This is a genomic window from Abyssisolibacter sp. ZYX002, from assembly GCF_056892235.1.
Map to the genome: position 1 here is coordinate 90,228 of NZ_JARMXH010000010.1, position 13,184 is coordinate 103,411.

The following is a 13,184-nucleotide window of genomic DNA, read 5'->3' on the forward strand; positions in this document are numbered from 1 at the left end:
CAGCTTTCTTTATTTTTGATTCTTCTCATCAATCCACTGTATGTCAATGTCAAATTCCCTCTCTAGATATATATCTACCTTACCTGGTTTATAATCCATTGTAGGTTTATTCACTTTATATGCTATCTGAGCCTCTCCTAGCTTCCAGTTTATATTCAAATGCCCAACAACATCTATCTTAGGTCTACTTCTTGGCATTGTCACTACATCAAAAACCCTCTGCTGTGGATAATAGTTCCTGGCTGCTATCTCTGACAATGCTTCTGGCATTCTTACTTTGATGTTTGCTAACCTATTGCCGTTTTCTACTCTTCTTCGTATACCTTCTATCGCTTTTTGCTTTGCTAATTGTGTATTTTCTTTAGATAAATCTGATGGAGACTTTAGCCCTGATTCAGCAAAACACTGGTATTGGTCGATTATAACTCTAGGTGTTTCACAATCAACTTCAAATCTAGGTGATATTTGCTTTATACTTTGTTCTCCTTTAGGTTGCCTTAAGTTCATCTGTGCATTTGTAGTTTTAATGCCTAACTGTGCATTTGTAGTTCTTATACTAAGTTTCATAATATCACTACCTTATAAAATCAACTAACGTAGGCATAATTACTTTCATCCCTACTGCAAGCGAAGCATTATATACGCTTTCTTCCATCTTTGATTGCATTATTGCTTCACTCATGTCCACATTTTCATTTTCTGACATTAATTTAGTAAATGTTAAATTTTCATCCGTCATTCTCTTTTCCGTCATATCTAGTCTATTGCATTTAGCTCCTATTTCTGCCCTTAATGATAAAACTACTTCGTTGACATTTGCAAGTCTATCTAAATCCTTGTTTAAATCCACATTATTATTTGTATCCATACATTTTTTTATGTCATCAAATAATGCTATCATATAACTCTTATTAGTATTAGTATCTATTTCTGATGTTTTGCTTGTCTTATCTACTTTATAACCATTCACACTACCTGTGTAACTAACCGTATCTAAATCGATTCCTTTTTTCCCAAATAATCTTATTCCTACTGTATTTATCCCTATTTCATCTGATACTCCAATATTGTATTTACTGACCTCTGTATCATTTAACTTTATTATATCTGACCCTCCAACTGTTCCTGCTTTATAATTAGTGAGCTTATAGTTGCCATCTTTGTCTAAAAGGTCTGTATCAGTTTTGTATCCTGTAAATATACTTCTTCCTGCATATGTTGCATTTGATATCTTTATCAATTGTTCTTTTAGTTGTCCGATTTCCTCTGATATTTTTTTCTTATCATCATCTGAGTTTGTACCGTTTAGAGCTTGTATTGTTAGCTCTTTTGCTCTTTTCATTATCTCTCCAACTTGCTTGATCGAATCTTCTGTTACCTTCATCCAAGACAGTCCGTCTTTCAGATTACTTTGATATTGCTCTATTCTTGATAAATCTGTATGAAACTTTAAGCTCTTTGAGACCCCTATTGGATCATCTGATGGTAATTGGAATTTTTTGCCCGATGCTATTTTTTGTTGAGTTTTATCTAATTTGTTTAGGTTCGAATTTAAATTGTTCATAAGATTCATCACAAGCATATTATTTGTTATTCTCATCAGTCTCCTCCTTATCTACCTACATAGCCTAGGTTATTAATTGTTATATCGTATATTTTATCCATTGTAGTTATTATTTTAGCTGATGCTCTGTATGCATGTTGAAATTTAACTAAATTAGCTGTTTCTTCATCCATTGAAACTCCAGATATAGACGTTCTTCTTTTTATTATACTTTTCAATATTATTGATTGATTCTTTTCCATTCTCGCTGCTTGACTGCTATCAACTGATAGAGTTGATATAATAGCTAATACAAAATCTTCTGGCTTACCCTTTGGAGCATCACTACTATCGAAAAAGTGTATATCATCTCTTGTTGCTAATAGCTTCTTTACAGTAGTACTGTCTTCCACTCCAGCACTTCCTTTTGCACCTGTAGCTATTGCATTAACATCTTTTTGGATATCAAGTGACACTGTTATATTATCTGCTCTCACATTGTTCTTTATATAGTCGTTCATTGCTGTAACTTTAGCAGTATCAGTATAATCCATACCAGTAAAAAACTCACTAGACGATTTATTGTCGTGTGTAAATAAGAATACGTCTTTATGCCCTTCTAAGCCTTGTCCTTGAAAGTGTATTTCATTCATTTTTTTGACCATTTGCTGTGCATATTGGTTTAGTCTCTTTATATAAAATGGTATACCTCTAATGCTTGATCCACTCCCATCACCATCCCTCATCTCGATTAGTGATTTGATTTCACCTGATTCTAAATGTACTGGTTCACCATTACTTTCCCATTCTACTTTAACTAATTTCTCTTTTGGATTCCATGGATTGTCCACTAAATTTGGTGGATATTTTAACTTATTAACATTTTTCCCATTTACTAATGTTATACCCTTGATTGAAACTGAGAATTCTCCATTCTCTTCATTAGCAGTCACATTTACAAGTTTTGATAGTTTATCTACTAATAAATCTCTCTGATCTCTGAGATCATTTGCCATGCTACCGTCTAGTTCTAAAAATTTTATTTCTTTGTTTAGATTACCTATCTGCGATGCAAAATCATTAACTTGTTTTATCTTCGTCATTACTGAAAAGTTCAGTTCTTTCTGTGAATTATATAACTTGTTAACTGTTTGATTTAGTTGCTTTGTAAGTGTAATTGCTGCTTCTTTTACTACTTTTCTTGTTTCTGCCGCCTGTGGATTTGTACTTAGTGTACCAAGAGCTTTGTAAAAATTATTTAAATCAGTACTCAGTTTATTGTCACTTACTTTTCCAAATATATTCTCTAATTCATGCATATTATCTTTTTTTATTTCCCAGTCACCATGACTTGCATTTTCAGTCCAATATTTAAAATCCACAAACTCATCTCTAATTCTTCTCACATCTTCTACAGTTGTACCTGTTCCTACGTAACCTAATCCCTTTAAATACAATGCTGATTGTGCATTTTGAGTTCCTTTTTGTCTTGAATAACCATCTGTTTGTATGTTAGCTAAATTGTGGTTTGTAGTGTAAAGGCTTCTCTGACTTGCTAATAACCCTGATACTCCTGTACTAAAGCCTAACCATCCTGACATATTTTACACCTCTTTTATCTATATTATCTTCCTACTATTCCAACTTTGTTTATTATCCTATCAAGCATATCATCTACAGCATTAACTACTCTTGAGTTTGCTGCATATGAATGTTGGTATTTTAACATATCGGCCATTTCCTCATCTAATGATACCGACGAAAGTGCTTTTCTCTTATTATCTACTTCGTTTCTTAATGTTGTTTTATTTTTAAGAAAATTATTGGCTGTCTTTCCTACTACCCCTATATCAGACACAATATCTCTAAAATAATTGTCTGGGTTAAGGTTTCCAAATATATAATCATCTCTTATATCGTATATTTTTTTTGCTATCTCACCATTATCAGCTTCATGTGGTCTTGATCCTATTGCTATATTGTTTAACTCTGCTAAGTTATCGTTTAGTTTAATATTTCCTGCCTGTAATGGTAAAGTAGGATTAATAGCTACGAAAAAGTCTTGCCCGGGATTGCCATCAAATGTAACTCCTTGTCTATGAATATAATTTACATTTCTTACTATAGTGTTTACAAATGCATTCAATCTCTGTTTTATTGATGGTATAATTTCATTGTATGATTTAACTTGTCCCATCTTCGAGCTTATGTCGTTAGTTGTAAGCTGTGATATTTCTACTCCTAGCTTACTAGCTGGTGATTTATCTATATCTATAAAACTACCACCTGTCTTTTGTGCAAGATATTCCCAACCTATCTCTCCAGTGTCACCTATTTTCTTATACTTTTCTTTTGAAACTACACTTGTCGAGACATCAAGTGCGTTTAATCTTTTGATATAATCTTTAGCATTAGCTAGACTTACTGGAGTACCATCTCCACCTATACTTTCATCGGTAATAACTACCAGTTTTCTTAATGATTTAGGATCAAAGGTTGTGCTTTCAATTAAATTTACAACATCTTCAAAGTTTTCTGCTACTTCTGGTTCTGTACTAAGTGAATTAAGCATAGCAGTAGTGATATCTGTCTGGAAATTAGGATTTACTGCTCCTATACCAGTTCCCCCAAATCTGACTAGTTTGAATACTGGCTCTAAACCTCTCTTTTTCATGTCTTCTTTGTAAGCTTTAATAGTCTCTTTTATTTTAGTCATATCTGCACTTGTCGTGTCAACTGCTATAACTATCTCTACTTTCTGCTTTACTGTACCATTATTTTTACCTAATATGGTCTTTGCCACATCTCCTCTAGCTGTTATAATACCTGCTATCTCTCCACTCTTTATATCAACTTTTATATTATCATCTGACCAATATACATCGTAAAATGCTGATCCGTTTGTTCTAAGTTCTAAGTCTGTCACATTATTATTCATCACAACATGTTTCCCACAAAGTCGTACATTAACCATGCCATTCTGAGTTTCATAGTAGTCTATATCTGCTATTTCAGATAATCTATCAAGCAATGCATTTCTTTCGTCTCTAAGGTCATTAGCTTTTATTGCTGTAGTTTCTTTTCCTTGTATAGCAATGTTTAGATCTCTTAATCTATGAGTTATTGTGTTTATTTCATTAACTTTATCCTTTAACTGTTTGTTGAGATTTACTTGTAGATCATCAAGCTGTTTTGCATAATGGTTTACCGTATCTACTAATGCGGTTGCATTTTGTTTGAGTAATCCTCTTTTTGTTGAGCTTGATGCATCCTTCGATAACTCATCCCAAGCATTCCAAAACTTAGTCATTACGTCTTGAAGCCCGCTTCCTGAAGTTTCATTGATTATTCCTTGCACCTGTTCTAGTATTTGATTTCTAGAATTATAATAACCTAAACCTGTTGAATGTTCTCTATATTTTATATCTAGAAATTCATTACGTATCTGCCGGATTTGTTGTACTGTGACACCTGTGCCTGTTTGAAATCTTGACGTCCTTTTATAAAATGAAGTTTCTTGTATAGCTTGTTGTCTAACATAGTTTGGGTTATTGACATTAGCAATGTTATGAGAAGTTGTTTCTAATGCTTTGTTATTAGCATATAATCCAGAAATAGCTGTTGATAATGTCCCCATTATATTTGTCATATTCTTTCCTCCCACTTATGCCTTTACATCAAAGATACTTTTGTTTTGCTGTACGTAGTTGTTATCTTTTTTATTGTATACACTTCCTTGTTTAGTATTAGTCAAAAGGTTTATATTTAAGTTAATATACTCTAATACATCACTAATCAAGGTATTGTTAAGTTCATTTTTTTGTTTTATTTTATCTAAAACATCTATTAATTTTAATCTTATCTCTTCGAAATCTTTTTTATCCTCTAGACTAAGTTTATCTATAATATCTGTCATATTGCTATCTTCTGCAAGCTTTAAACTGTTCCTTAGCCCTATTGCTATTTCTTCTCTCTTTTTTTCTAGTGTTGCTATCATAAGTATGTGTTTTTCCTCTTTTTTTGTAATAGCATCTAATTCTTTGGTTTTTCCTTCCATAATTACTTGAGTCTTATTATCTGTTAATTCTAAGAGTTCATTATATATATGACATTCCTCTGCTAATATTTTTTTTAACTCGTCTAAATAAATCTTCACTGTTTCACCACCTACTACGAAAATATTTTATCTACTATCTTTTGGATATCTATTTTGTACGTTCCGCTTTCTATTCTTTTTTTAATCTCGTTTACTTTTTGCTCTCTCACTTCTGGAAGTTCTTTAAAGGCTTTCATTGCATATTGATATTCTACAGCTTTGGACGATAAACTGACCTCATCCCTCTTACTCAGCTTAGCTATACTGTTAGCTTTCTTTATGTTATTATTTTTTGAATATATCTTATAAGCCTTTTGAACCTGCGAACTATTAAATATTTTCATAAAAACACCTCATCTTGACAATATATTCTATACATAACATCGTCATAGATGAGGTCTTACTTTAATTATTATTTAATTTATTAATAGTAACTACTTCTTAAAACGGTTTGATATAAACATTCTATCACTTTTAGTATCTTTTTTCTCTACTTTTTTAGGATTGGAGTCTCTTATCGCTTGTTGAAAAACATTACTCATTTCTACCGCACATCTATCGCAATATCTACCTGTTGATATGGGTTTGCCACATCTCTCACAGTTTAATAGTAAATTGTTGTCAGCATTTCTAATCTCCAATCTACCTTCTTTTAGATACCCTAATATTTTCTTTACTGGCACCTCTGTATCTTCTGAAATTTTTTGTATTGATGCAGTCGGATTTTCATATATATAATCTCGTACTACCTTGAAAACTTCTTCCTCTTCTTGTCTACAGCTAAGGCAAAGCTTAAAGCCGTCAAAGTTATAAATCCTACCACACTTTTTGCAATTTCGTATATCCATATCAATTCTCCTCCCTTTAGTTTAACCTGAATATTGTTCGTTGTATCCTATAGCTAATGTCAATACGTATATGCTCTTAGCTCCTGATTTCGTTAATTCTTTACAACATTCATTGATTGTTGTACCTGTTGTATATATATCATCTACTAGTATTATGTTCTTATTCGCAATCACTTCTTTGTTTCTAACTGTAAACGCACCTTTTATGTTCTTTAATCTGTCTTTTCTGTTTAGTTTATTTTGTCTTCTTGTATTCTTTGTTCTAACTAGAGATTTAGTAATGACCCGGCTGTTTGAATGTTTTGATATGCACTTACTCAATAGCTCTGCTTGGTTAAACCCTCTTTCTAGTAATCTTTTTTTATTGAGTGGAACTGGTATTATTATATCAAAGTCTAAGTCTAGACTATTTAAATAGTCTAGCATAATGCTTCCTAGAGCTTTATACATATATGGTTTTTTGCCATATTTAAACTTGTGAATACAATCTCTTATGTATCCTTCATATATTAGTGGTGATATTCCCTTCTTGAATATTTGTTGTTTGTTATTGCAATCATGACATAAAGAAGGTAGATAGCTTTGTTTTAAAGGTCGTCCACATTTCTCGCATGTCTTGATATTATAGACTAATTTATTGTAGCATTTTGGGCAAATTCCACTCTTGATTTCTTCACTAAATTCATCACATAATAAGCATATATTTCTTTGTGGGTATATTACGTCTATGATTGTTATGATAAAATCTTTTATTAACTTTATTACCATAATTACCCCTCACTATTATTATACATTATCATTCATGAATAATTCAAATAGTCCTTTTATCCTATCTTTCAACGAAGAATACCTAGTTTTTATTCTGTTATTTTCTATCATTATATTCATATACTTTTTAATTCCTACTAGAACAACTAACTCTTTACTTCTAGTAACCGCTGTATATAGCAAGTTTCTTGTTAGTAACATAGGTGGTCCCCAACTTATAGGAATAATCACAACTGGAAACTCACTTCCTTGACTTTTGTGTATCGTAGTTGCATATGCTAACCTTAGTTCATCTAGTTGGTTGTACTTATACTTTACTCTCTTATTTTCATCAAATACTATTGTTATAGTGCTATCTTCATCATCTATATCAACTATATATCCAAAATCTCCATTAAATATGCCTTCTCCTTCTGTAATTTTACCAAAATTATTTATCTTCCATTTTATCTTGTAATTGTTTTTTATCTGCATTACTTTGTCCCCTACTCTATATATTACATCGGCATGTTTTTTTTCTGGTTTATCTTTAGAATATGGATTTATAACAGATTGTAATCTGGTATTAAGCATATTGACTCCAACATCACCTTTTTTCATCGGTGTTAATATTTGTATATCTTTTAGTGTGTCATAGCCATTATATTTGGGGAGTCTCTTTGTACATAGTTCTAGTATAGTATCTGATATATGATTTGTATTATCTCTTGTCATGAAGAAAAAATCTTTATCTTTGACGTTTACTAGTGGGTGCTCTCCTTTGTTAATTCTATGTGCATTTACTACTATCATGCTTTCTCTTGCCTGTCTAAAAATTTCATCAAGTTTTACCACTTTTACTATATCACTATCTATAATATCTCTTAAAACATTCCCCGGGCCTACTGATGGTAGTTGATCAACATCTCCTACTAATATAACTCTAGTACCTACTAGTATGGCTTTAAGCAAGTTATTCATAAGAAGTATATCTACCATTGAGACCTCATCTACTATCAATACATCACATATTAGAGGTTCTTCATCATTTTTCGCAAATGACATCGCTACATCATCGTCAATATACCCATACTCTAACAATCTATGTATGGTTTTTGCTTCTTTATTTGTTGCTTCTGACATCCTCTTTGCAGCCCTGCCTGTTGGTGCAGCTAATAATACTGTCTTCTTACATTCTTCAAATATTTTTATGATGCTGTTTATGGTTGTAGTTTTCCCTGTTCCTGGTCCACCAGTTAAAACCATAAATCCATTTTTGATAGCCTGTTTTATTGCTTCTTTTTGTTTTACTGCAAAATAAAATTTTTCGTTATCTTGGATCGACGCTATTTCTTTATCTATATCTATGTCTATATTATCAACCTTTGCTCTTGATAACTCTATTATTTTTTTACTGACGTTCATCTCTGCTATATAAAATGGCATATAATATACTCTTGTATCTTTATCACTAATCTCAAGTTTTATCTCTTGGTTTATTGCTAATGAAGTAATGCCTTCTTCTACTAACTCAGTATTTACTGTTAATAATTCTGAGCTTTTTGCGATTAATTCCTCTTTTGGCACATATGTATGTCCTGATGATGAATGATTCATTATTACATACTTTATGCCTGCAGAAATTCTATATATAGAAGTTTTATCTATACCCATATTTGTGGCTATATTATCCGCTAGTTTAAACCCTATACCATGTATAGTTTCTGTAAGCTGATACGGATTTTCTTTTAGAATTGCTACTGCTTCTTCTCCATATTGTTTATATATTTTCACAGCGTAACCTGTAGTGATATTGTGTTTCTGCAAAAACATTATAATATTTTTCAAGTTCCTTTGCTCAGCAAATGCTTGGGAAATTTTCTCGGCTTTTTTCTTCCCTATACCTTGTATCTGCGTAATTTTATCAGGACTATATTGTAATACATCTAATGCATCTTCACCAAAATGCTCTACTATTTTCTTTGCCATTTTAGGTCCAATACCTGGTATTAAGCCTGAAGCGAGATATTTTTCTATACCACTCGTTGTTGTAGGCTGAATTTTTTCATATGATTGTACTTTCAATTGCTGCCCAAATTTTGAGTGGTAATCCCATTCGCCCTGTACATTAAGGGTATCTCCTATATTTATTATGGGTATACATCCAACAATAGTTACTATATCATCTTCTGTTTCTATTACAGCTACTATATATCCATTTGATTCGTTCTTAAAAATAATTTCCTCTACAGTACCTTGTAAGCTTACCAAATATAAAACCTCCAAAAGCTCTTATCATTTTTCTTCGTTTTAAATTATTATACCATAATTTAGCTTATAGTATTTTTTATTTATACATATACCTATAAATAAAAAAACCTAGAGATACAAATATAACTGCTCTCTAGGTATAAACCTATTCATTGTCTATATACCTTATTTCCAATCTATTTTCATCAATCAATTTCCTTGCGATTTCTTCTGTTAAATCATCTTTTTCTTCAAACACTAAGCAAATATATGAAAATTTATCTTTAACCATTCTGAGTGTATACTCAATAGTTTCTGGTTCTTCTACGTATATACATATTTTATCTTTTATATGTTTCTTATATGCGAAATTACAGCCAACTTCCATAATAAATTGTATTATTCCGTAAACAAAAAAAACGTATATAAAAACAGAAACCAGTAGAATCAACAATGTATCACCTTCATTCTAAAGCTATCGCTTAATAATAAAATATATGGTTAATACATTGTACTCAATCTACTGATCTTTTGTTACTTAGCTATTTATAAATTTGCTTCTTTCTTTAATACATCTACTTTATCTGTTTTTTCCCAAGGTAAATCTATGTCTGTTCTTCCGAAATGTCCATATGCAGCTGTTTGCTTGTATATCCCTCTTTTTAATTCTAAGTCTCTAATTATTGCTGCTGGTCTTAAATCAAAATTATCTTTGATTAATTGTTCTATCTTTTCCTCATCAATTTTTCCTGTGCCAAAAGTATCTACATATATTGAAACAGGATATGCTACTCCTATAGCATAAGCTAGCTGTACTTCACATTTGTCAGCAAGCCCTGCTGCAACTATGTTTTTAGCAACATATCTAGCTGCATAAGCTGCAGATCTATCAACTTTTGTAGGATCTTTTCCTGAGAAAGCTCCTCCTCCATGACGAGAGTATCCACCATAAGTATCTACTATAATCTTTCTTCCTGTTAATCCTGCATCTCCTTGAGGTCCACCTATTACAAATCTTCCTGTAGGATTGATTAGGAATCTAGTGTTATCATCTAAGAATTTAGTTGGCACTACTTCTTTTACAACTTTTTCTATCAAATCTTTTTCTATTGTCTCTAATTCAACATCAGGACAATGTTGTGTAGATATAACTATTGTATCTACTCTATGAGGTTTATCATCATGATACTCTATTGTAACTTGTGTCTTTCCATCTGGTCTTAGATATTTGAGGGTACCATTTTTTCTTACCTCTGCAAGTCTTCTAGCTAATTTGTGTGCCAATGAAATAGGTAATGGCATAAGCTCAGGTGTTTCGTTACACGCAAATCCGAACATTATACCTTGATCCCCTGCACCTGTAGCATTTTCAGAATCATTTATTTCTCCTTTTTTACTTTCAAACCCTTCATCAACGCCCATAGCTATATCTGGTGATTGCTCGTCTATAGATGTAATAACTGCGCAAGTATCTCCATCAAAACCATATTTAGCTCTTGTATAACCTATATCTTTTACTGTCTGCCTAACTATCTTTGGTATATCAACATAGCAACTTGTTGATATCTCTCCAGACACTAATACTAATCCTGTCGTTACGGATGTTTCGCATGCAACTCTAGAATTTGGATCTTTTGATAAGATTGTGTCTAGTATTGCATCTGATATCTGATCGCACATTTTATCTGGATGGCCTTCTGTTACAGATTCAGATGTAAATAACCATTGTCTCATAATACAACCCCCTAATTTTATTTTTTAAACGAATAGTAAGTGGAATCAACTCCCATCGTGACCCAAGATTTGCCTGTTATAGCAAATCTCAAAGGAACTGCTATATGTATCTATGTCATATCTAAAGTTGTTCAAATTAAAAAATCTCTTCCTTAAGGAAGAGTTGTCTATAGCACTTCCTCATCTTTCAGATGTAATATCTGTAGGATTTAGCACCTTTCCTATTATTGCTAGTAATAGTCGGTTGCTGGACTTCATAGGGCCTATTCCCTCAGTCACTCTTAATAAGGTTACTTATTTAGTTTTACGTTCTCTCTTATAATAGCATATGTTCATAAATGTTGCAATACTTTTTTACATTTTTTTGGTTTTTTGTGTCTTTAATTAATAATAACGACGCTTAAGACGTAAACAATCATTCCAGATGTTATTACTCCTGACAAGATAGCTTTTAATGCATCTTTGTATTTAATCCTAAGTAATGTTGCGACCAAGCAACCTGTATAAACCCCTGTAGATGGAACAGGTATTGCCACTAACAAAAATAAACCAAAGACCTCGTATTTTTTTACTCTTTCGCTCTTACTCATCGTTCTTTTATGTACCCAAATAACATATTTCTTAAAATATTCTATTCTATAAAAAAACCTCAGTATTGGTAATATTGTTTTTAGCAATATTGGCACTAACAGGCAATTCCCTACAATACTTATAAACAAGCTAAGGGTAGGATCTATTCCCATTGATACACCAACTGGAATTGCCCCTCTTAACTCTACTATTGGAACCATCGACATTAAAAAAACTAAAACATATTTTTTCATGTAATTATCCTCGTTCTTTGTGATTACTGTATAGTTATTAAATATACCTATTGTTAGCTAATTATATTAATTGCAATTAAATAAATAACATGCGTAAACGCGGATATACTAATTATCGTAATCACTATGTAATATTAGTTACCCCTAAGTAAATAATTATATATAATCAATCTGATAACTGTTAAATAAACAATCTTTTTTAATACTTTACATCTTATATATAATATCACACATTTATATTATCATTAATACTGTCCGATGTCTATGTGTACCGCCCATATTCTTAAAATTCTATGTAATTACTACCATGTTAATTAATTCTTTTGTAATTTATTTGTAATGCTTATATAATAATTATATATTATAATTAATGCTATACGCTGTATATGAAAGGAATGGAATATTGAAGAAAGTTTTAGGTGCTATAAGAAAAGCAGTACAAGATTATGAAATGATTAAAGATGGAGATAATGTAGCTGTCGGAGTTTCTGGTGGAAAAGACAGTATGGTTTTACTATATGGACTAAAATTATTTCAACATTTTAGCCCCGTTAAGTATAATCTGAAGGCCTTTAGTGTTACCTTAGGTTTTGATGATTTTGACCTAACTGCTGTTAAAGATTTTTGTAAAAAAATAGATGTTGAATTTGAAATAAAAGAAACGGAGATTGGAAAAATAGTGTTTGATGTTAGAAAGGAAAAAAATCCTTGTTCTCTGTGTGCTAAAATGAGAAGAGGTGCCCTTAATGATCTGATATCTGAAAGTAACTATAACATATTAGCACTAGGCCATCATTTGGATGATGCTATAGAAACACTGTTTTTAAATATGTTTTACACTGGTAGAATAAGTACATTTTTACCTAAGACGTACTTATCTAGGAAAAATATACATGTTATTAGACCTATGATATATCTTCCAGAGCATGAAGTTAAAAATGCTCTAGTTAGGCATAATATACCTGTAGTTGAGAGTGTATGCCCTGCTGACAAAAACACTAAGCGAGAGGAAATTAAAGAACTTTTCTCACATATGAATAAGCTAATTCCGGATGCTAGGGATAAAATTTTAACTTCTTTACAAAATAAAGAGCAGTTTAAACTATGGTTTTAATAAAAAATAATATAGCAAAGGATGTGAT

The 13,184-nt window shown here is 31.5% G+C and carries 13 protein-coding genes and 1 riboswitch; of the genes, 1 reads left to right on the forward strand and 12 read right to left on the reverse strand.

Annotated features, from left to right (window positions below):
- Positions 1-9: 9 nt before the first annotated feature.
- The 12 genes from P3X86_RS19150 to P3X86_RS19205 all read right to left on the reverse strand — a co-directional run bounded on the left by P3X86_RS19150 (position 10) and on the right by P3X86_RS19205 (position 12,042).
- Positions 10-567: a DUF6470 family protein gene (locus P3X86_RS19150; protein ID WP_483294344.1), complete on the reverse strand. Its 558-nt coding sequence runs from the start codon at positions 565-567 to the stop codon at positions 10-12.
- 7 nt (positions 568-574) lie between these two features.
- A complete protein-coding gene (gene flgL, locus P3X86_RS19155) occupies positions 575-1,600 on the reverse strand; it encodes a flagellar hook-associated protein FlgL (RefSeq protein WP_483294345.1) in 1,026 nt (341 codons plus the stop codon).
- Positions 1,601-1,611: 11 nt separating this feature from the next.
- Complete coding sequence (gene flgK / locus P3X86_RS19160) at positions 1,612-3,144, reverse strand: flagellar hook-associated protein FlgK (protein ID WP_483294346.1); 1,533 nt, start codon at positions 3,142-3,144, stop codon at positions 1,612-1,614.
- A gap of 23 nt (positions 3,145-3,167) precedes the next feature.
- Positions 3,168-5,192, reverse strand: coding sequence for a flagellar hook-associated protein FlgK (flgK, locus tag P3X86_RS19165; RefSeq protein ID WP_483294347.1), 2,025 nt, complete (start codon positions 5,190-5,192; stop codon positions 3,168-3,170).
- 15 nt (positions 5,193-5,207) lie between these two features.
- Complete coding sequence (locus P3X86_RS19170) at positions 5,208-5,699, reverse strand: flagellar protein FlgN (protein WP_483294348.1); 492 nt, start codon at positions 5,697-5,699, stop codon at positions 5,208-5,210.
- Positions 5,700-5,713: 14 nt separating this feature from the next.
- A complete protein-coding gene (gene flgM, locus P3X86_RS19175; RefSeq protein WP_483294349.1) occupies positions 5,714-5,983 on the reverse strand; it encodes a flagellar biosynthesis anti-sigma factor FlgM in 270 nt (89 codons plus the stop codon).
- Between the two features lie 90 nt (positions 5,984-6,073).
- Positions 6,074-6,487 carry a MerR family transcriptional regulator gene (locus tag P3X86_RS19180; RefSeq protein ID WP_483294350.1) on the reverse strand — a complete coding sequence of 138 codons (414 nt, stop codon included), beginning with the start codon at positions 6,485-6,487 and terminating at the stop codon, positions 6,074-6,076.
- Positions 6,488-6,508: 21 nt separating this feature from the next.
- Positions 6,509-7,255, reverse strand: coding sequence for a ComF family protein (locus P3X86_RS19185; RefSeq protein ID WP_483294351.1), 747 nt, complete (start codon positions 7,253-7,255; stop codon positions 6,509-6,511).
- A gap of 18 nt (positions 7,256-7,273) precedes the next feature.
- Positions 7,274-9,505 (reverse strand): SF1B family DNA helicase RecD2, encoded by a 2,232-nt coding sequence (gene recD2, locus P3X86_RS19190; protein WP_483294352.1) that lies wholly within the window; start codon positions 9,503-9,505, stop codon positions 7,274-7,276.
- A gap of 145 nt (positions 9,506-9,650) precedes the next feature.
- Positions 9,651-9,935, reverse strand: coding sequence for a hypothetical protein (locus P3X86_RS19195; RefSeq protein ID WP_483294353.1), 285 nt, complete (start codon positions 9,933-9,935; stop codon positions 9,651-9,653).
- Between the two features lie 95 nt (positions 9,936-10,030).
- Positions 10,031-11,218, reverse strand: a complete 1,188-nt coding sequence (metK, locus tag P3X86_RS19200) for a methionine adenosyltransferase (protein WP_483294354.1) — start codon at positions 11,216-11,218, stop codon at positions 10,031-10,033.
- Positions 11,219-11,395: 177 nt separating this feature from the next.
- Positions 11,396-11,509: riboswitch (SAM riboswitch) on the reverse strand.
- An 89-nt stretch (positions 11,510-11,598) separates the two neighbouring features.
- Positions 11,599-12,042: a COG2426 family protein gene (locus tag P3X86_RS19205; RefSeq protein ID WP_483294355.1), complete on the reverse strand. Its 444-nt coding sequence runs from the start codon at positions 12,040-12,042 to the stop codon at positions 11,599-11,601.
- A 403-nt stretch (positions 12,043-12,445) separates the two neighbouring features.
- Between P3X86_RS19205 and P3X86_RS19210 the strand changes: the two genes are divergently transcribed.
- Positions 12,446-13,156 carry a tRNA lysidine(34) synthetase gene (locus P3X86_RS19210; RefSeq protein ID WP_483294356.1) on the forward strand — a complete coding sequence of 237 codons (711 nt, stop codon included), beginning with the start codon at positions 12,446-12,448 and terminating at the stop codon, positions 13,154-13,156.
- Positions 13,157-13,184 lie beyond the last annotated feature (28 nt).

Coding starts and splice junctions, on each gene's coding strand:
- P3X86_RS19150 (WP_483294344.1), bottom strand. CDS start 567: ATGAAACTTAGTATAAGAACTACAAATGCACAGTTAGGCATTAAAACT.
- flgL (WP_483294345.1), bottom strand. CDS start 1,600: ATGAGAATAACAAATAATATGCTTGTGATGAATCTTATGAACAATTTA.
- flgK (WP_483294346.1), bottom strand. CDS start 3,144: ATGTCAGGATGGTTAGGCTTTAGTACAGGAGTATCAGGGTTATTAGCA.
- flgK (WP_483294347.1), bottom strand. CDS start 5,192: ATGACAAATATAATGGGGACATTATCAACAGCTATTTCTGGATTATAT.
- flgM (WP_483294349.1), bottom strand. CDS start 5,983: ATGAAAATATTTAATAGTTCGCAGGTTCAAAAGGCTTATAAGATATAT.
- P3X86_RS19180 (WP_483294350.1), bottom strand. CDS start 6,487: ATGGATATACGAAATTGCAAAAAGTGTGGTAGGATTTATAACTTTGAC.
- P3X86_RS19185 (WP_483294351.1), bottom strand. CDS start 7,255: ATGGTAATAAAGTTAATAAAAGATTTTATCATAACAATCATAGACGTA.
- metK (WP_483294354.1), bottom strand. CDS start 11,218: ATGAGACAATGGTTATTTACATCTGAATCTGTAACAGAAGGCCATCCA.
- P3X86_RS19205 (WP_483294355.1), bottom strand. CDS start 12,042: ATGAAAAAATATGTTTTAGTTTTTTTAATGTCGATGGTTCCAATAGTA.